The 18,136-nt window shown below is 62.5% G+C and carries 14 protein-coding genes; 3 read left to right on the top strand and 11 right to left on the bottom strand.

Annotation, left to right across the window (positions count from 1 at the left end; translation table 11 throughout):
• Positions 1-114: 114 nt before the first annotated feature.
• The 6 genes from mmuM to R1T44_RS11000 form a co-directional block, all read right to left on the bottom strand.
• Positions 115-1,134, bottom strand: coding sequence for a homocysteine S-methyltransferase (gene mmuM / locus R1T44_RS11025; protein ID WP_317292029.1), 1,020 nt, complete (start codon positions 1,132-1,134; stop codon positions 115-117).
• Positions 1,124-2,548 carry an amino acid permease gene (locus tag R1T44_RS11020; RefSeq protein ID WP_317292028.1) on the bottom strand — a complete coding sequence of 475 codons (1,425 nt, stop codon included), beginning with the start codon at positions 2,546-2,548 and terminating at the stop codon, positions 1,124-1,126. The genes mmuM and R1T44_RS11020 overlap by 11 nt, the downstream gene beginning before the upstream one ends.
• Positions 2,541-2,675, bottom strand: a complete 135-nt coding sequence (locus R1T44_RS11015) for a hypothetical protein (RefSeq protein WP_317292027.1) — start codon at positions 2,673-2,675, stop codon at positions 2,541-2,543. Before R1T44_RS11015 ends, R1T44_RS11020 begins: the two co-directional genes overlap by 8 nt.
• Before the next feature lie 354 nt (positions 2,676-3,029).
• Positions 3,030-4,316 carry a 4-aminobutyrate--2-oxoglutarate transaminase gene (gene gabT, locus R1T44_RS11010; RefSeq protein ID WP_394805756.1) on the bottom strand — a complete coding sequence of 429 codons (1,287 nt, stop codon included), beginning with the start codon at positions 4,314-4,316 and terminating at the stop codon, positions 3,030-3,032.
• 85 nt (positions 4,317-4,401) lie between these two features.
• Entirely contained in the window at positions 4,402-5,895 is a 1,494-nt protein-coding gene (locus R1T44_RS11005; protein ID WP_317292026.1) for an NAD-dependent succinate-semialdehyde dehydrogenase, read from the bottom strand.
• A 155-nt stretch (positions 5,896-6,050) separates the two neighbouring features.
• Complete coding sequence (locus R1T44_RS11000) at positions 6,051-7,475, bottom strand: APC family permease (RefSeq protein ID WP_131432121.1); 1,425 nt, start codon at positions 7,473-7,475, stop codon at positions 6,051-6,053.
• Positions 7,476-7,908: 433 nt separating this feature from the next.
• Here R1T44_RS11000 and R1T44_RS10995 point away from each other — a divergent pair, with 433 nt between their 5' ends.
• Positions 7,909-9,450 carry an aminotransferase-like domain-containing protein gene (locus R1T44_RS10995; protein ID WP_317292025.1) on the top strand — a complete coding sequence of 514 codons (1,542 nt, stop codon included), beginning with the start codon at positions 7,909-7,911 and terminating at the stop codon, positions 9,448-9,450.
• A gap of 52 nt (positions 9,451-9,502) precedes the next feature.
• Here the strand turns inward: R1T44_RS10995 and R1T44_RS10990 are convergent, their stop codons facing one another.
• The 3 genes from R1T44_RS10990 to R1T44_RS10980 form a co-directional block, all read right to left on the bottom strand.
• Positions 9,503-10,588, bottom strand: coding sequence for a hypothetical protein (locus R1T44_RS10990; RefSeq protein WP_317292024.1), 1,086 nt, complete (start codon positions 10,586-10,588; stop codon positions 9,503-9,505).
• Positions 10,589-10,801: 213 nt separating this feature from the next.
• Entirely contained in the window at positions 10,802-11,824 is a 1,023-nt protein-coding gene (locus tag R1T44_RS10985) for a patatin-like phospholipase family protein (RefSeq protein WP_317292023.1), read from the bottom strand.
• A 328-nt stretch (positions 11,825-12,152) separates the two neighbouring features.
• Positions 12,153-14,060, bottom strand: a complete 1,908-nt coding sequence (locus R1T44_RS10980) for a TonB-dependent receptor domain-containing protein (protein WP_317292022.1) — start codon at positions 14,058-14,060, stop codon at positions 12,153-12,155.
• A gap of 238 nt (positions 14,061-14,298) precedes the next feature.
• Between R1T44_RS10980 and R1T44_RS10975 the strand changes: the two genes are divergently transcribed.
• Positions 14,299-15,324: an MBL fold metallo-hydrolase gene (locus R1T44_RS10975; protein WP_317292939.1), complete on the top strand. Its 1,026-nt coding sequence runs from the start codon at positions 14,299-14,301 to the stop codon at positions 15,322-15,324.
• A 121-nt stretch (positions 15,325-15,445) separates the two neighbouring features.
• Here R1T44_RS10975 and R1T44_RS10970 read toward each other — a convergent pair whose 3' ends face one another.
• Both R1T44_RS10970 and R1T44_RS10965 read right to left on the bottom strand, forming a co-directional pair.
• Entirely contained in the window at positions 15,446-16,300 is an 855-nt protein-coding gene (locus R1T44_RS10970) for an SDR family oxidoreductase (protein WP_317292021.1), read from the bottom strand.
• A gap of 200 nt (positions 16,301-16,500) precedes the next feature.
• Positions 16,501-16,854: a hypothetical protein gene (locus R1T44_RS10965; RefSeq protein ID WP_317292020.1), complete on the bottom strand. Its 354-nt coding sequence runs from the start codon at positions 16,852-16,854 to the stop codon at positions 16,501-16,503.
• A gap of 443 nt (positions 16,855-17,297) precedes the next feature.
• Here R1T44_RS10965 and R1T44_RS10960 point away from each other — a divergent pair, with 443 nt between their 5' ends.
• Positions 17,298-18,107 (top strand): spermidine synthase, encoded by an 810-nt coding sequence (locus R1T44_RS10960; protein ID WP_457851496.1) that lies wholly within the window; start codon positions 17,298-17,300, stop codon positions 18,105-18,107.
• The last annotated feature ends 29 nt before the right edge of the window (positions 18,108-18,136 follow it).

Below are 18,136 nucleotides of genomic sequence, written 5' to 3'. Positions count from 1 at the left end.
GAGATTCTGGGCGTGGGACGCTACCGAAAACGCCCTGACCGATCATGTGTCATGACCGGGCAGGGCGTTCGGGTTCAGTGCTGTGTAATTACTGCACCGGACTCCGCAACTCAATCAACTCAGTGCCTTGCGCAGATCCGACAGGGCGCGGATGTCGTCCGGGCCGGTGCGGCAGCAGCCACCGATAGCCGTGGCGCCGGCGGCCAGCCAGCGCGGTGTCCAGCCGGCGAGGTCATGGTCGTGGTCATAGCCATGTTCAGAGCCATGCTCAGAGCCGTGGCCATCGGCATCTACCGAGACGGCGCAGGCGGCAGACCAGGTCTTGGTGACCGGATCATAGACCTCACCGGAGTTCGGGTAGATGACGATGTCCTTGTCCGTCTCGCCGCGAATCTCGCGCACCAGCGATTCGATGTGCTCAAGCGCGGTGCAGTTGACGCCGATGGCGACCACCTGCTCGCAGTCGGCGATGGCGCGCACGGCGTCACGGATCGGCGTGCCGTCGCTCAATTCGGTGGCGTTGCGCGCGCTGAAGGCGATCCAGGCACGCGCCGTCGGGAAGTCATCCCGCAGCAGATCACACACGGCCAGTGCTTCCTCGGCACACGGCAGCGTCTCGACGGCAAGCACGTCCGGCTTGGCATCGAGCAGCGTGGCGAGGCGGGCACGGTGGAAGTCGCGCAGGCCGGCGCGGTCCAGCGCGTAGCCGCCACGGTATTCGCTGCCATCGGCGAGCCAGGCGCCATAGGGGCCGACGGAGGCCGCGACCAGCGGCGGGCAGTCCAGGCGCTCCGGGTGCGCGGCCAGATAGTCGCTGCGGGCCTGCGCCGCCAGGGTCACGGAGCGCTGGATCAAGGCGCTGGCCTGGGTCTCGCTCAGGCTGCGTGCCATCAGGCCCTCGAGCGTTGCCTGATAGCTGGCCGTGGTGGCGACATCGGCACCGGCCTCGAAGTAGGCGCGGTGGACATCGACGATCGCCTGCGGATCATCGGCGAGCACCTTGGCCGACCACAGCGAGTCGTTGAGATCGAACCCGGCGCGCTCAAGCTCGGTGGCCAGGGCGCCATCGACGATCATGAAGGGCTGGCGCGCGGTGATGGCGCTCAGCGGATTGCGGGTGGCATCAGCGGGCATCGAGGGCCTCCTGCGGGGTCGGGTTTACAGATTTCGCGGCGTCACCAGACGTGCGATGGGTCAGATAGTGCACCAGATAGCACAGCGCCACGAAGGGCACGCCGAAGTAGAGCGCGATGCGCTGGTTGGGATCGAAGGCGATGCCGATGCAGGCCAGCGCGCAGAACAGGAAGGCGGTAATCGGCACGACGGGATACAGCGGCGCACGGTAGGTCAGCTCGCTGGCGCTATGGCCGGCCTTCAGCCACTGGCGGCGGAAGCTGAACTGACTGGCGGCGATCGCCATCCACACCAGCACCACGGCAAGCCCGGAAATCGACACCAGCGCCAGATAGAGGGTGTCCTCGGCATACACGCTGGAGAGCAACGACAGCAAGCCGCCGAGCATGGTGATCAGCAGTGCGGGCACCGGAATGCCGCGCTGATTGACGCGACTGAACACGCGCGGCAGCGTCTTCTGGTCCGCCAGGGTCCACAGCATGCGCGAGGCGGCGTAGAGGCCGGAATTGGCCGCTGACAGCAGCGCGGTGATGATCACGAAGTTCATGATATCCGCCGCGTAGGGAATGCCGGTGAGCTGGAAGACCGCCACGAAGGGGCTTTCCTTGAGGCCGGCGCTGTCCTGAGGCAACAGGGCGGCGATGACGATGATGGTGCCGATGAAGAAGATGATCAGGCGCCACAGGGTCGCGCGGATCGCCAGGGGCACGTTCTTCTCGGGGTTCTCGCTTTCGCCGGCGGCGATGCCGATCAGCTCGGTGCCGGAGAAGGCGAAGCTGACGGCCAGCAGCGTCATCAGGATCGGCATCACGCCGTGATCGAACACGCCTTCCTGCAGAATACGCGTGACGCCCGGCGCCTCGACGTTACCCGCCAGGGGGGTGAAGCCGAACATGGCGGCGGCGCCCACCGCGATGAACACGATCACCGCGGCGACCTTGATCAGCGACAGCCAGAATTCGGATTCGGCGAAGAAGCGCGCCGAGACGATGTTCATGCCGAACACGATCAGCGAGAAGATGCCGCACCAGATCCACGGTTCGACGCCGGGGAACCAGCGCCCCATGAACACGGCGGAGGCGGTGAATTCCGACCCCAGCGCCACGGCCCAGGTCAGCCAGTAGAGCCAGGCCACGGTATAGCCGGTGGCAGGGCCCAGATAACGAGTGGCGTGGGCGCTGAAGGCGCCGGGTTCCGGGTGATGCACGGCCAGTTCGCCGAGGCACATCATCACCAGATAGACCACCAGGCCGCCGATCAGATAGGCAAGTACCGCACCCGCCGGGCCCGCCTGCTGGATGGTATAGCCGGAGCTGAGAAACAGGCCGGTGCCGATGACACCGCCCAATGACAACATCACCAGATGGCGCTGCTGCATGCTGCGTTTGAAGTCGGTGGCGTTGCTGTCAGACATGGTGGGTGTCACTCGTGGAGCTGATGATCTGACTGTCGCTCAGGCTGGTGATCTGACTGACGATCAGAGCTTGCCCGCGCAGGCAACGCTCGTGCAGGCAGTGCGGGTGGATGGACACATGTGGCATGGCAGAAACCGGCTGGAGGTGGGAGGGAAACAGGCCGGATATGATAAATGAGCGATAAAGGCTATCCCAACGAATCATCAAGCCGATTGGCTATATATTTAGATGGGCAACTAACGGTGAGGTGCGCGATTGGTGGTTGAAGAACTCCGCAGCGGCAGGGCTTGGCGTGATAATTCATTTCATGCCTTGTGGCCGGGTCGTGCGGCATATCTTCAGTCTTTTCACAATGATGGCGTCACCTTTTGTCGTGTCATAATGTGCGATGTCAGGTTGCAGAAAACGCAAAACGGCCACCCGTAGGTGGCCGCTGTTTTTCTGCATGCCTGCGCTAGACGTTCTGCGACAGGCAAGCGATCAGGCGAGGCTTTCCAGCGCCTGCTCGACGATATCGAGACCTTCCTCGAGCACTTCCGGCTCGACGGTCAGCGGCACCAGGATACGGATGGTGTTGGAGTAGAAGCCACACGACAGCAGGATCAGACCCAGCTCCTTGGCCTTGGCACACACGGCAGCCGTCGCGGCGGGATCCGGCTGGCCATCGGCGTCCACCAGCTCAAATGCGGCCATGGAGCCCTGGTTGCGTGAGTGCGCGACATGTGCGAAGCGTTCTTCCCACTTGGCGAAACGCGCGGCCAGCAGCTCGCCCATCTGGGTGCTGCGCTCCAGGATGTTTTCTTCACGAATGACGTCGATGACGGCCAGCGCCGCTGCGCAGGACAGCGGGTTGCCGCTGTAGGTGCCACCGAGCGAACCCGGGCCGGAGGCATCCATCACCTCGGCGGTACCCACGACGGCCGACAGCGGCATGCCGTTGGCCAGGCTCTTGGCCATGGTCATGATGTCGGCCTCGACACCACTGTGCTCCATCGCGAACAGCTTGCCGGTACGCGCAAAGCCGGACTGCACTTCATCGGCGATCAGCAGGATGCCGTGCTCGTCACACAGCTCACGCAGCGCGGTCAGGAAGCTCGGCGAAGCGATGTAGAAGCCGCCTTCGCCCTGCACCGGCTCGATGACGATGGCTGCGGTGCGGTGCGGTGCGATGTCAGTCTTGAACAGGGTGCGGATGGCGTTCAGGGACTGCTCTTCGCTGATGCCGTGAATCGGGTTCGGGTAGGGCGCACGGAAGATGTCACCCGGCATCGGGCCGAAGTCATTCTTGTACGGCAGCACCTTGCCGGTCATCGCCAGGGTCATCATGGTACGGCCGTGGAAGGCGCCGTCGAAGGTGATGACGCCGCTGCGGCCAGTGGCGGCACGCGCGATCTTGATGGCGTTCTCGACCGCTTCCGCGCCGGAGTTGACCAGCAAGGTCTTGCGTTCCGGGCCACGCACAGGCGTCATCTCGGCCAGCTTCTGGCTCAGTTGCACGTACGGGGCATAGGAGATGACGCCCGCGGCGGTATGCATGACCTTGTCGAGCTGCGCCTTGACGGCGGCGACGATCTTCGGGTGACGGTGGCCCAGGTTGAGCACGCCGATACCACCGGCGAAGTCGATCCAGCGGTTGCCGTCCGCATCCCAGATTTCCGCGTTCAGTGCGGTGTCGGCGAACTGCGGCGTGGCGGTGACGGCACCCTTGGCGACGTACTTGTGCTTGAGGACGTCGAGTTGTTCGTTGCTCAGCTGAGAGTGGCTCATGTCAGGCTCCTTTTCTTGTTGCCGGTGGCATGGCGCGGGCCATGCCACCGTTGTCTTGTGCAAGTGGTGAGACGTTGTCGTGAGATCAAAGGCCGCCGATGCAGACGTACTTGAGCTCGGTGAACTCTTCCAGACCGTGGTGCGAGCCTTCGCGACCCAGACCGGATTCCTTGATGCCACCGAAGGGCGCGAGTTCGGTGGAGATCAGGCCTTCATTGACGCCGACCATGCCGTATTCCAGCGCTTCCAGCGTGTGCCAGATGCGGCGGTAATCGTTGGCGTAGAAATACGCAGCCAGCCCGAACGGGGTGTCGTTGGCCATCGCGATGGCTTCCTCGTCCTTGCCAAAGCGGAACACCGGCGCCAGCGGGCCGAAGGTTTCCTCATCCGCGACGACCATGTCGGTGGTGACATCGGCCAGCACGGTCGGCTCGAAGAAGCTGTGGCCGAGAGCGTGCTTCTTGCCGCCGGTGACCAGGCGCGCGCCCTTGTTGACGGCATCATCGACGTGGCTCTGCACCTTGTTGACCGCAGCATCGTTGATCAGCGGGCCGATGGTGTTGCCTTCGACCAGGCCATCACCGACCTGCATGCTCTCGACACGTGCCGCGAGCTTCTCGACGAAGGCGTCGTAGACACCGTCCTGAACGAGGAAGCGGTTGGTGCATACGCAGGTCTGGCCGGCGTTGCGGAACTTGGAGGCGATGGCGCCATCGACGGCTGCATCCAGGTCGGCATCATCGAAGACGATGAAGGGTGCGTTGCCGCCCAGCTCCATCGCGGTCTTCTTGACGGTGGAAGCACACTGCGCCATCAACGTCTTGCCCACCGGGGTGGAGCCGGTGAAGGACACCTTGCGGATGCGCGGGTCGGTGGTCAGCACTTCCCCGATGGCGATCGGCTTCATGGCGGTGACGACACTGATCAGCCCCTTCGGCAGGCCGGCTTCCAGCGCCAGGTCCGCCAATGCCAGTGCGGTCAGCGGCGTGGCTTCGGCCGGCTTGATGACTACCGCACAACCTGCGGCGATCGCCGGGGCGCACTTGCGGGTGATCATCGCCAGCGGGAAGTTCCACGGCGTGATCGCGGCCACCACACCGATCGGCTCGCGCAGCACCATCAGGCGCTTGTCGGCGCCATGGGACGGCAGGGTCTCACCGGCCATGCGCTTGGCTTCTTCGGCGAAGAATTCGATGAAGGAGGCACCATAGGTCACCTCGCCACGCGACTCCGCCATCGGCTTGCCCTGTTCCAGCGTCATCAGCTGGGCGAGGTCTTCACGGTGCGCCAGCACCAGATCGAACCAGCGACGCAGCAGTGCGGAACGCTCCTTCACCGGCACCTTCTTCCAGGCGTTGCCGGCGATCTCGGCCGCGGCGACGGCGTCACGGGTGTCATCGGCGCTGACCTCGGCGACACGCGCCAGCTGCTCGCCGGTGGCCGGATTGGTCACGTTGAAGGTGGTGCCGGTCTCGCGGTGCTCGGTACCGATGAGCGCCGGGACGAAGACGTCGCTGCTGGTTTCCGAGTTGACGTAGCGCTTCAGGAAGTCGCTGATCGGGAGGGCGGAACGGGACATGTGAAGCTCCTCTGGCGTTCTGGCGTGCAGGTCATTCATGGAGTGAGCAGCATGTCGCAAGAGGCGTCAGCTGCTCTCGAGTCGGCTCGAATATGACTGAGTCGAGATGGCTGGGCAGGCGGAACAGACTGCCCAGCGGTGTAGGTATTGCGTGTTTACTGCGCCGTGAAAGCCGGGGCCATGACACGGTCGCTATAGGCTCGGCCGAATTGCTTCAGGGCGATGACATACATCACCAGACCCAGAGCCATCCAGGCGCCGAAGATCAGCCATTCGGTGCCGGTCAGCGCGGAAGGGCTACCCGGCAGATACAGGCAGGCCATGCCGAAGGACAGGAGGATGGCCAGTGTGCCGCAGAGCTTGCCGTGGCGGACGCGGAACGGACGCGGCATATCGGGCTCACGGATACGCAGAATCAGGAACGAGATCGCGACGAACAGATAGGCGATGACGATACCCAGGCCACCCGCATCGACGATCCACACCAGTGCCGGACGACCGAAGAAAGGCGCGATGCAGGACAGCAGACCGATCAGCAGTACCGCATTGGTGGGCGTCTTGTGCTTGGGGTGCAGCTTGCCCAGCCAGGCAGGTAGCATGCCGGCATGTGCCAAGGCATAGATGGCGCGAGAGCCACCGATGTAGAAGGCATTCCAGCTGGTGATGATGCCGGCGATGCCTGCAAGGATCATCAGCTTGCTGGCCCAGGGCGAATTGAACAGGGCGCCCATGGCGTCCGGCACGCTCAGTGAACTTGCCAGCAGGGAGTCATGGTCCAGTGCCATGCTGGTGGCCAGGATGATCAGCGCATACCAGACCACGGCCAGTACCACGGACATCATCAGCACCTTGCCGATGGCGTTGTAGGGCAGATTGATTTCCTCTGCGGCCTGCGGAATGACGTCGAAGCCGACGAACAGGAAAGGCACCAGTACCAGCACCGCGATGATGCCTGCCACCACGCCGCCTTCGGATTGGGTGAACAGCGGTGTCATGTTGGCGACATCACCTTCGAACAAGGCGCCGGTCACGAACAGGACGCCGGCGATCAGAATCACGCCTGTGACGACCTTCTGCAGGAGTGCGGCGGTGGTGATCCCGACATAGTTGATCGCCATCATGGCCAGCGAGCCGCCGACACCGACAGCCACCCAGGTCGCCTTCACATCCCAACCGGCGATGGTCCACATGTGGCCAACGGCATAGTTGGGCGCGAGGTTCTCGATGACCGTGGGCAATGCCACCGCCTCGAAGGACACCACGCTCAGATAGCCGAGAATGATGGTCCAGGTGCACAGGAACGAAGAGAAGTGCCCCATGGCCCGGTAGCTGTAGACATGCTCACCGCCCACCTTGGGCATGGCTGCTGCCAGTTCTGCATAGGTCAGACCGATCAGGACGACGGCGATGCCGCCAATGATGAAAGCGATGATGGCGCCGACGCTGCCGGCATCCTGAATCATGCCGCCGGTGAGGACGATCCAGCCCCAACCGACCATGGCGCCGAAGGCAAGTGCCAGGACGTCGCCACGCGCAAGGACTCTGACTAGCTGTTCTGCAGGGGGAGTACTGTTGTTCATTGGAATACTCAAATCGATCTTGGAATTTGTTATATAGCGAAGCCGTTTCTGCTGATGTCCCGTGCGCTCTTCTCAATTTCAAATCCAAAGCTTGCTGGCATGAACGAGAAGTAATGACAGTCCTGTCGCTGGCTGATGCTTGCTGAAAGGTCGCTCCTGTAAAGGGGGAGCCAAGAGCGATTCAGCAATCATTTCGCTGTGAGCATCAGTCAGTAGGCAACGCCTGAAACACACGCTACCAGCGCCATGCCCGATGGCGAATAGACCAATTTTACGTTTGACTGGACCAATCGGCAGGGGCTGCGGATAATCAAGGCTGAATGGGCGTTGCGCGCCGCCTGTCAGGCGAGTGGCTGGCGGGGGGGGGACGACCTCGGGTAGCTGCGTGACAGCACTACGACAACGGTAACGTCAACGACAACGGGAGACCGGGATGGAACTGGCCGCGCTTGAGCCGCTGATCGAATGTTATCGCCGCCAGTCCGAGACGCTGGGCAAGCAGGTGCGGCTGGAGCAGGCGTTGCTCGAGGTGATTCGTGAGCAATGGCCGCTGGGCGCGCGGCTGCCGCCGCATCGCAAGCTGTGCGAGGCGCTGGGGGTGGCGCGCAATACGCTGGCCTTGGCGATCAAGTCGCTGATCGAGGAAGGCTATCTGCACACCGGCCAGGGGCAGGGCACCTGGACGCGTCGCCCGCATGCGCGCAGGACAAGCGCGGGGTCGGGGGAGTTCGGGGCGGCGGAGTTAGGGCCGGGTGAATCAGGGGCGGGCGCGACGGGGGCAGCACCGGCACCGCTGCCGTTGTCGGCGCGGGCCCGCAAGGTGCTGGGCGGGCAAGGGGCGAGTTTGATCCAGAGTGGCGCCTTCGTGCCGGGCATTCCGGACATCGCGCGCTTTCCGATGCGCAAGTGGCGTCAGCTATATGCCAGCGTGACGGTGCCGCACAACGCGCTGCTGCTGTCCTACTCCAGCGGCGGCTATGGTCCACTCAAGCGTGAGATCCGCGATTTTCTGCGTCGTTGGCGCAATATCGATTGTGATACCCAGCAGATCATCATCACCGAGGGCACCCACCACGGCATCGAGCTGTGCGCGCTGGCGCTGGCGGATGCCGGGCAGCGGGTGGTGATGGAGTCGCCCTGTTATTGGGGCGCGCGCAATGTCTTTCTGGCCGCAGGCCTTGAGACCCGGCAGATCCCCTGGCGGCCGGTGAGCGATGCGACGAGTGATACGACAAGTGAGGCAGGACACGATCTCACCTCGCTTGGCGAGGGGCCGGTACAGATCGCCTATTTCACCGGCTCGCATCACTATCCGCTGAGTGTGCCCACCTCGCGGCGTGACAAGCAGAGACTGTGCGAGGCCTGTCAGCCCGCCTATATCCTCGAGGATGATTACGAGTTCAGCGGTGATGATCACGGTGAGCTGCTGTTTGATCCCGATTCCGGCAATCGCCTGCTGGTGGGGTCGTTCTCCAAGCTGATGTTTCCCGGGCTGCGGCTGGGCTATCTGGTGGTGCCGCGCGCGCTGGCCGGGCCGATGAACCGCCTGCGCAGCGAGGTGTTCCGCGAGGGGCGCATGCTGGATCAGGCGGTGCTGGCGCAGTTCATCGCCGATGGCGATCTGGACGCCTGGTATCAGCGCATCCAGCGCGATTATCTCGGCCGGCAGCAGGTGGTGCATGACCAGTTGTGTCAGGTGAAGGGCGTGATCAGCGTCTCGCCGCCGTCGCGCGGCATCAGCCTGTGCGTGCAGTTCGCCCCCGAGATCGATGACCAGCGCGTCGCGCAGCTGATGGTCAAGGAGCATCTGATCGTGCGGCCACTGAGCATGGTCTGCAGCAGCGAGGATTCACGACGTGGGCTGGTACTGGGGGTCGGCATGCTGGCGGGCGAGAGTCTGGTCAGTGAGGTGGCGCGCCTGAGACGCACGCTGGAGAGCATTCTGAGCATGCGGGATATTCGCCGCCACAACTGAAAACGCCTCCGCCGGCAGGGCGAAGGCGTGGTATCGACGCTGATTGCGTGGGTTATTTTGCCTGCTGCATGCGCTCGGTCAGCTTGCGGAATTCCTCGCGCATGGCGCTGTTCTCGAAGCTGGTGGCAACCGGTACTTGCAGGCCGGCGAGGGTGTCGAAGGTCTTGACGCCCTGGCGGATCAGGTCGGCGACGTGGGCGCTGAGCTTGACGGTGCGATAGGTATTGGTCGCCACCGCAAGCTCGCGCTGGCTCTTGGTCAGAGAGGTCGTGACGCGGTCGCGCTGCTCGGTCACCAGCGAGCGATACAGGTTGATCGTCTTGAGCGTCAGCGCATTGGCGCGGATGTTGTTCTCCAGACTCTCGCGTGATCCGCCTTGCTTGATCAGCGTACGGGCTTCGCGCGTGGTGGCCTCGGCTTCGTCGGCGAAGCCTTGAAGTTGCGGCAATACCTCATCATTCACGCGCGTGATGAAGTCCTGCTGCATGGTCACGATCATGCGGTGAAGCATGACGACCATGCCGTAATAGCGGCGCGCGTAGTCGAGGTTCTCGCCGCTGTCGCGGGTCAGCTCGGCGAGCTGCTGGGCCACCGACTTGATGCTGGCGAACACGACACTCATGGTCAGCACATCATCGCCGACCACCGAGGACAGCCACACCTGGACCTGGTCCGGCGTCAGGGTGATGCCGATCTCCTCGAGTCGCGCGGCCAGCTTGCCTTCCAGCGTGGTCAGCTCGCCTTGATAGGCGGCGATGTTCTTCTCATGCGCGGCGATCAGCAGATCATAATCGCCGCGCGTGCTGGCGGTGAATTCGCGCAGGGTATCGGTGGGCGTGAGGCGCGTCAGCGTCGAGACATCAGTGTCCGGCGCGAGGATGCGCTTTTCCTTCAACTCGGAAATCTCGCCGCGCGATTCGCGAATCTTGTCCTCGACCTGGCGATAGGTGCTGCGCAGTGTCGAGAGTTGTGGCACGTCGAGGGCCTGCATGGCTTCCTCGATCATCTCGTCCATATCGCTGCGCGCAGACGCTTGATCGCGGCTGATCCAGGCCTCTTCCGGCAAGGTATCCATTTCATCGAAATAGCTGACCGCCTTCTTCAGGGTGGCGAAGGCTTCCGGCTGGTCAAAGCGCATATCATCGTCTGACTGTGCTGTAGTGGGTACGAGAATCGCCAGAGATAAAGTGAGAGTTACCAGCATTCGCCATGTTGAGGTGGCGGGGCGAATGCGAGTGTCTTGCGGTGTGCCATGTGTCATTAAATAAACTCGGGTCAGCGTGAAGCACGGCAGCGCAGAGTAGCAAAATCGCTGACAGGCGTCTCCGAGTTCGCGTCGCGCAAGGCGTGCTCAGTGAGGCTCGTAGGCCTCGGGCTTGCCGGTGGCGGGATCGATGCGATCCAGCGACGGGCCTTGATAGCGGTCGGTGATCAGGGCCACCACGGCGTCACCGTATTGCGCGAACCAGAAATCGCCCATGGCCTTCAAGTGCTTGATGTTGGTGGTACTGATGTCATCCATCGCGTCATCAGGTGCCTTGAGCATGCCGGGCTGTGGGCGCATCTCGGCATTGACGCGGATATAGCTGCCCGGCGGCGAGATGGTGATGGCCTGATAGCCGACCACCTTCTCATCGGAGAGCACGTCGATCAGGCTGCCTTCCAGCACCCACTGCACTGCGCCCCAGTGCTGGGAATCCGGGCCATTGATCTTGCGCGTGCGTGTTCCGGTGCCGATCGACAACACGCGACGCGGCTCATGCGGCCACAGACGACAGGCTTCGGCGATGGCGCACATGGTGGGGTTGTTGGCGATGACGCCGCCATCGATCAGCCAGGTCTGCTCGTTGTCTGGCCCCAGCTTCATGTCACGGGTCGGGAAGTAGGTGGGCGCCGCGCTGGAGGCGTCCGCGACCTGCCAGGCCAGCAGCTTGTGATGCTCGCGCTTGCTCGACTTCAAGACATGCGGGCGGCGTCTCTCGATCCCGTAGGTGACGACAAGCACCTGCTTGCCAGCGGGGACATCCCTGAGCTTGGCCTGGCCGAGGTGCTTCTTGAGCATCGTGCTCTTGCCCTTGGCCTCGTACTTGGGCGCATTGATGCCATCGAGTTCGAACCAGCCGCGGTTGTCGGCGAAGATCTGTTTGGCGCTGGTCGCGCTGTAGAGCCCGCTTATGTCCTCGAGGCTCATGTTGGTGGTGGCCAGCGCCAGCGCGATCAGACTGCCGGTACTGGTGCCCGCATAGAAATCGACCCGCTCACGCAGGCTGGTCTGGTGGTCATTTCTGAGTGTCGCGTCGACACGCATCAGAAACTGCGCGGTGGCCGCCCCGCGTATGCCGCCGCCATCCAGTGAAAGAATCAGCTTGGACATGCTTGCCTCCTGCAGAGCGGGTAACGCTCAGTCCTGTCCACGGCAACGCCTGTGGCTGCTACCAGAATAGAGAGGCCACTGGCTTTCAGCCGACTGAAATGACTGATACGGACAAACAGCAGGGCCTGATACTGGCAGGGAGAGCAGAGGTGACAGGCCAGCGAGGCACTGAAGACGAGACAAAGGGGGAAGGCGGAAAGAGGAGAGAAAAGAGGAGACCAGAAGAGGAGAGAAGAGAGGCGTGGCGAGGAAAGCCGCGATTACCTCCCATGCAGCGGACTGATCGCTCATTGCATGGGAGGCTAGCCGTTGGCGGCCGGAGTCAGTGCTAGAGGGTGTAGTCGACGCCGACCCACAGGCGGCGACCATCTTCCACGTAGCCGAAATCGTCGTAGCGCACGCGTTTGTCGAACAGGTTGTAGAGGCCGGCGCTAAGTGTCAGCTGAGTGGTGGCATCGAAGCTGACGCCGGTATCGACGATCGTGTAGGACGGCGCGATAACGGTACGACTGGTGACACCGGTGGCGGGCTGAGTCTCTTCGCCACGCCAGTCGACTCGTGTCCAGTGATTGAGGCGATGGTTGAGCTGCCAGTCCAGCTGAGCCGTGGCCTGGTGGCGGGGAATCTGGGTCAGCGGTTGGCCCTTGTTCTCGCCACTGGTCTGCTCGGAATCGGTATAGGTGTAGCTGAGTGCCAGCGCGAGGTCGTGACGCAGCTCCTGATTGAGACTCAGCTCGACGCCCTGGGTGACGGCACTGTCGACGTTGTTGTACCAGCGCGCATCATCCGCGCCGCCGGCGCAGGCGCCATCCGGGCACAGTTCGGTGACGATCTTGTTATCGAAGTCGCTGCGGAACAGGGTCACGCCCGCCTGGGTGCCTCTGGCATTGTCATACAGCAGGCCGATCTCGCGGCTGAGAGAGGTCTCGGCTTCCAGATCCGGATTGCCGTAGATATCGCCGCCGCGACTGTCCTGTACCCAGTTGTCGGCGACCTGACGCAGGCTTGGCGCCTTGTAACCGGTCGCCACGCCCGTCTTGAGCGTCCAGCTGTCGGCCAGTTGATAGACGCTGTAAAGACGCGGTGACAGGTGGCTGCCGTAGTTCTCGTCTTCATCCAGACGCACGCCGCCGGTCAGCGCCCAGTCGTCGGTCAGCAGCCATTCGTCCTCGGCGAACAGTGACCAGCGGCTGTTGCGGATCTCGTTGATCTCGCTCAGAGCGTTGGTGTCGTTGTCCTCGAGGTGCTCCTCCTCGAAGCTCACGCCCAGGGTGGTCAGGTGATCGCCCAGCGGAATCAGCACGTTGCTGCTCGCCTTGGTATTGCTCAGCGTGATGTCACGGCTATCGTTGCGTGACGTCTCGTACTGGACGTAGGAATTGGTGCTGGCGCTGGCCCAGTCACCCTGATGGCTCAGGCTGAAGCGGCGAGTATCCCAATCACGATCACTGTCCTGGCCCTGACTGCGGTCTTCCTCGGTCTGGCGATTCTGGTCATGGTAGGCGAATTCGGCCTCGATGCGCTGGTTGTCGTCCGGCGTGAGGCTGAGCTTGGTGTCGAGGTCCTGACGCTTGCGCTGTGGGTAGCCGCGGGTGATGTCATCTTCCTGGCGCGTGGTCTGTCCGGCGCTGACGCTCAGGCCCAGCAACCCATCGATGAGCGGGCCCGAGGTGCGAATGCGGCTCTGGCGTTCATGTCCCGACACGCTGTGCTGGGGGATGAAGGTGTCATAGTGCAGATTGGTGACCCATTCCTCCTGCGTCTTGCGGGTGATGATATTGATGACCCCGCCGATGGCATCGGAGCCATAACGCGTCGACATCGGGCCACGTACTACCTCGATACGCTCGATCGCTTCCAGTGGCGGCAGCCAATCCTGCTCGAAGCCACCACTGCCACTCGGTCGCGTATCACGGCTGTCGATCGGGCGGCCATCCACTAGGATCAGCGTGTATTCACCGGGCATGCCGCGAATGCTGATGTCCTTGGAGTATCCGCCGCTGGATACCGTCACGCCGGGCAAGCCGCGCAGCGCATCGGTGAGGTCGCTGTAATGACGGCCTTCAAGGCTCTCGCGCGTGATCACGCTCATCGAGGCCGGGGCGTCCTTGACCATCTGATCGTGACCGGACGCGGTGACGACGATGTCTTCCAGCTGGTCGGAGGCATGGCTCGGGAGTACCACCAGAGAGGGGAGCGCCGCCAGGGCCAACAAGACGGCTGAGCGTGAGGCCATGGGGCGGTGAGGTGCAGGAGGGTGCGCTGGCATCGATTGAAGTTCCCGAGATTATCGTTATGTGTGTGCATCATTCGTGCACTTTTTGAATGATAATGCTTTGCATTGGCGCAGCGCAACGCACTGTTGCGAAAATGTGACGTTGGTGACAATCTTCGACGCTGAATCCATTCATCTTGGTGAGATAGGGCTATCTATGGGGAATTCTCGGCTAGTAACGGCAGGACTGTTGGCAGGGGTGATCGGCCTGCCGCTGTCAGGTTTCGCCTTGGCCAGCGCGGCATCGCAGCCAGCTGATGCTCCTGCTGCGGCGATGTCGCCGCTTGCGACCCAGCTTGCGCAACGGGGGTTGGCGGCGGGTGAGGGGTATCCCGGCCTTCACAGCCTGTGTAGCCTCGAGGCACCCCTGGTGGACGCGGGCAAGCGCCACCGACACTCCGAGGATGAAACTGCCAAGCCCAGACCCAGATCGAAGCCCTCCGCTGACAAGCGCAAGTCGCTGGGGCCGCACAGGGTATTCGACAATCTCTACTTCGTCGGCAATGGCCAGGTGTCGAGCTGGGCCTTGACCACCTCCGAGGGCATCATTCTCATCGATGCGATGAACACTCCGAATCAGGCCGAGACCATCATCGCGCCAGGCATGCGCGAGCTGGGTCTGGACCCTGCCGATATTCGCTATCTGGTGATTACCCATGGCCATGGCGACCATTACGGCGGCCAGTCCTGGATCGTGGAGCAGTATGCGCCCGAGGTGATCATGACCCAGATCGATTGGGACATGCTGGATGACCCCGAGCAGCGCATCGACAACCCGCGCTGGGGAGAGCCGCCAGAGCGGGACCATCAGGTCATCGACGATGAGAGGCTGACGCTGGGTGACACCACGCTCGGCATGTACATCACGCCCGGCCATACCCCCGGCACGCTGTCGCTGGTGTTCCCGGTCAAGGATGGCGATGAAGTGCATCACGCCGTGTTGTGGGGCGGCACTGGCTTCAACTTCGGGCCGGATGAGGCCAGACTGCGTGGCTATTCTGCCTCGGCGTCACGCATGCATCAGATCGCGCAGCAAGCCGGCGTAGACGTCTTCCTGTCCAATCACCCCAAGCGTGACGGCACGCCCGGACGAATCGCGGACCTTGAGACTCGCAAGCCAAGCGAAGCGCATCCCTTCGTGACCGGAGGCCAGGCGTTGGGCGCGCTGGATCTGCTCAGTGATTGCACGCTGGCCCAGGCCGAGCGCCTGCGCGGCGCACGCTGAGTCATCCTGCGGACATAGCCCGCGACACACGAAACAGGCCGCCCAAGATGGGGCGGCCTGTTTCGTGTTGAGCATGTCACATCACACCCGGCTTGCTCAGGTGTGTGCTGAAGGTCTGCGATCAGGTGTTGAGCACGACGCCGCCATTGAGGTGAATCGTCTGGCCTGTCATGTAGCTTGAGTCTTCGCTGGCCAGATAGACGTAGGCCGGGCCCATTTCGCTTGGCTGGCCGGGGCGTTCCATCGGCACCTGCTGGCCGAAGTTGGCGACCTTCTCATCCTCGAAGCTGGCGGGGATCAAGGGAGTCCACACCGGGCCGGGCGCGACGGCATTGACGCGAATGCCGCGGTCCATCAGCGTGCCGGACAGTGAACGTACCAGCCCCTGGATGGCGCCCTTGGTGGCGCTGTAATCGATCAGGCTGTCATTGCCCTTGAAGGCGTTGACGGATGAGGTGGCGATGATGGAATCGCCTTTGGAGAGGTGCGGCACGGCGGCCTTGATCATGTAGAAGTGACTGAACAGATTGGTCTTGAAGGTGAGCTCGATCTGCTCGTCATCGATCTCGGTCACGTCATCCCAGTCGTACTGCTCAGCGGCATTGTTGACCAGAATATTCAGCTGTCCGAATTCCTCCATCGCGCCCTCGACGACCTTGCGGCAGAAGGCCGGGTCGCCGATATCCCCTGCGATGCGGCGTCCGCGTCTGCCTTCGGCTTCGATCAGACGGATGGTCTCCTGGGCATCGACTTCTTCACTGCCCAAGTGCGTGATCAGACAATCGGCACCCTCGCGTGCGAAGTGCACGGCGGCGGCGCGACCGATACCGCTGTCACCACCGGTGATGACTGCCACCTTGCCCAGCAGTTTGCCGCTGCCGCGATAGCTCTCGCGGATATATTCGGGCTTGGGGTCCATGCGATGTTCATCGCCCGGTTGATGGTTCTGATGCTGTGGGGGCTGTTGCTGAGTCATGCCGTCACCTCCGGTTCGTTGATCGTGAATGCGCTGCTGCGCGTTCAGACGCTGAACGTCTTCCCACAGATCTGTGGACGATCTTTGCGGATTAAACCCCCTTGATCATGATTTTCTTGTTTAGCGATATAAAAACGCCCAGCCCCGTGTGAACGGAGCTGGGCGTCAGAATGTCTCGTCATCGGCAAGCCTGACGGTTGTCAGGAGGCGATATCCTCATGCTTGTCATGCATGGTGGCTGGTGTGCTGGCGCCCGCTGCGCTGGACTGGGTAAAAGGAATACGCGGCTCGCTTTCCTCGGTCTGTTCTATTCCGTGCAGGCTCGGCAGATTGGCAGGATCATGCCCGGGGCCGGTTTCGAGGCTGGGCAGTGCCTTGCGAATGATGCTGGCGCACAGGGCCCGGTGTGCATGCAATGTCAGACCTTCCCGTTCGAGGAATTGCAGCAACCGAGTGGCCGAGACTAACGCCACGATGGGGTGGAGATCGCGAAAGTGTTCCTCGACCTGGCTGGAACTGACCGACGCGAGTCGCTCCGGATGGGTATGCGGCATCGAAATATCCTCTTTTCGGGTTCCGATGAGTCGGAATCTTGAGTGTTACTTCAAGTGTCACTCTGCCTCGCCGACGGTGGGGCTTGCCCATCTTCCGGCGTGACCCCTGCGCTTTCCTTGGCGCATCGGTCATTGGTCTAAAGGTGACAGCTCGTACTGAGAGTGTTCGTGCTGAGAGTGTTTGGTTTACGACGGTGTTGCGTTCTTCAAATGCTAGTATTAGAGAATTCGCGAATATCTTCCAGCCTTGATGCGCGCATGCTCTCATTTTTATCGTGATTTCACGAAACTTCATGCCTTCGCGTAGGCGAATACCTGCCACGGGGTTCTGACTGTTAGAATAACGCTCCCCCATGTCGTACAGATGTCCGTCATGTTGAATATAGTCAGGATGGCCACCAAGCCACCTGACAGATGATCATTTTTCCTTCTATGGATGTGCCATGAAACGCTTTGTGCTGCTCGATACCGCGCCTATCCCCGGCACGACGGATTCGTTGTGTCTGTTCGAGTATGGCGAGGACTTCGTCATCAAGATCGAGAGCGGCAAGGGCGGGCAGCTGATGAATACCCGCATGCATGGCTCGGAAGATGCGCTGGCTGAGATTCCTGCCGGTCTGCTCAAGAGTCGCGGCACGCCGGCGACGCCGCAGCGCGTATTGATCGGCGGCTTGGGGATGGGCTTCACCCTGGCCGCCGCACTCAAGCACTTCAAGGCAGATGCCGAGGTGGTCGTCGCCGAGCTGGTGCCGGGAGTGGTGGCCTGGAATGACGGCCCGCTGGGGGCCAAGGCGGGTTATCCAATTCGGGATCCGCGCACGACAGTCGAGAATCGCGATGTGGCCGAGGTGCTGCGTGAAGCGCCCGGTGGCTTCGATGCCATCATGCTGGATGTGGACAATGGCCCGGAAGGCCTGACCGCGGATGACAACGACTGGCTCTACAGTGCAGAGGGGCTGGCGGTGTGTGCCAAGGCGTTGCGCCCGGCCGGCATTCTGGCGGTGTGGTCGGCCACGGCCGATGCGCGCTTCTCGCAGCGCCTGTCGCGGGCCGGTTTCAAGGCCGAGGCACGTCAGGTCTACGCGCATGGTAGCTCGGGGGCCAAGCACACCATCTGGATCGCGCGTTACGTCGGGCGTGCGGAGAAGTCTGATGACAAGACGAAGGCCGGAAAAGGCAATGGCAAGCGCTCAGGCAGCCCGACCAGAAAGCCGGCATCCAAGGGTGCCGCACGCCAGCCGCGTCGCAAGTAAGCTGAGTGTCTCGTTGCTGATGACGTGAT

The sequence above is a fragment of the Cobetia amphilecti genome, from assembly GCF_032923285.1.
Lineage (GTDB): Bacteria > Pseudomonadota > Gammaproteobacteria > Pseudomonadales > Halomonadaceae > Cobetia > Cobetia amphilecti.
The sequence above is the reverse complement of the archived record's forward strand: the minus strand, read 5'-3'. Positions and strand labels throughout refer to the sequence as shown.

What these genes read in the sequence shown, in the direction of transcription:
- R1T44_RS10965 (WP_317292020.1), bottom strand. Translation starts at nt 16,854, where the DNA reads ATGCCGCATACCCATCCGGAGCGACTCGCGTCGGTCAGTTCCAGCCAG.
- R1T44_RS11015 (WP_317292027.1), bottom strand. Translation starts at nt 2,675, where the DNA reads ATGCCACATGTGTCCATCCACCCGCACTGCCTGCACGAGCGTTGCCTG.
- gabT (WP_394805756.1), bottom strand. Translation starts at nt 4,316, where the DNA reads ATGAGCCACTCTCAGCTGAGCAACGAACAACTCGACGTCCTCAAGCAC.
- R1T44_RS10960 (WP_457851496.1), top strand. Translation starts at nt 17,298, where the DNA reads ATGAAACGCTTTGTGCTGCTCGATACCGCGCCTATCCCCGGCACGACG.
- R1T44_RS10970 (WP_317292021.1), bottom strand. Translation starts at nt 16,300, where the DNA reads ATGACTCAGCAACAGCCCCCACAGCATCAGAACCATCAACCGGGCGAT.
- R1T44_RS11020 (WP_317292028.1), bottom strand. Translation starts at nt 2,548, where the DNA reads ATGTCTGACAGCAACGCCACCGACTTCAAACGCAGCATGCAGCAGCGC.
- R1T44_RS11000 (WP_131432121.1), bottom strand. Translation starts at nt 7,475, where the DNA reads ATGAACAACAGTACTCCCCCTGCAGAACAGCTAGTCAGAGTCCTTGCG.
- R1T44_RS10990 (WP_317292024.1), bottom strand. Translation starts at nt 10,588, where the DNA reads ATGCGCTTTGACCAGCCGGAAGCCTTCGCCACCCTGAAGAAGGCGGTC.
- R1T44_RS10995 (WP_317292025.1), top strand. Translation starts at nt 7,909, where the DNA reads ATGGAACTGGCCGCGCTTGAGCCGCTGATCGAATGTTATCGCCGCCAG.
- mmuM (WP_317292029.1), bottom strand. Translation starts at nt 1,134, where the DNA reads ATGCCCGCTGATGCCACCCGCAATCCGCTGAGCGCCATCACCGCGCGC.
- R1T44_RS10985 (WP_317292023.1), bottom strand. Translation starts at nt 11,824, where the DNA reads ATGTCCAAGCTGATTCTTTCACTGGATGGCGGCGGCATACGCGGGGCG.
- R1T44_RS11005 (WP_317292026.1), bottom strand. Translation starts at nt 5,895, where the DNA reads ATGTCCCGTTCCGCCCTCCCGATCAGCGACTTCCTGAAGCGCTACGTC.
- R1T44_RS10980 (WP_317292022.1), bottom strand. Translation starts at nt 14,060, where the DNA reads ATGGCCTCACGCTCAGCCGTCTTGTTGGCCCTGGCGGCGCTCCCCTCT.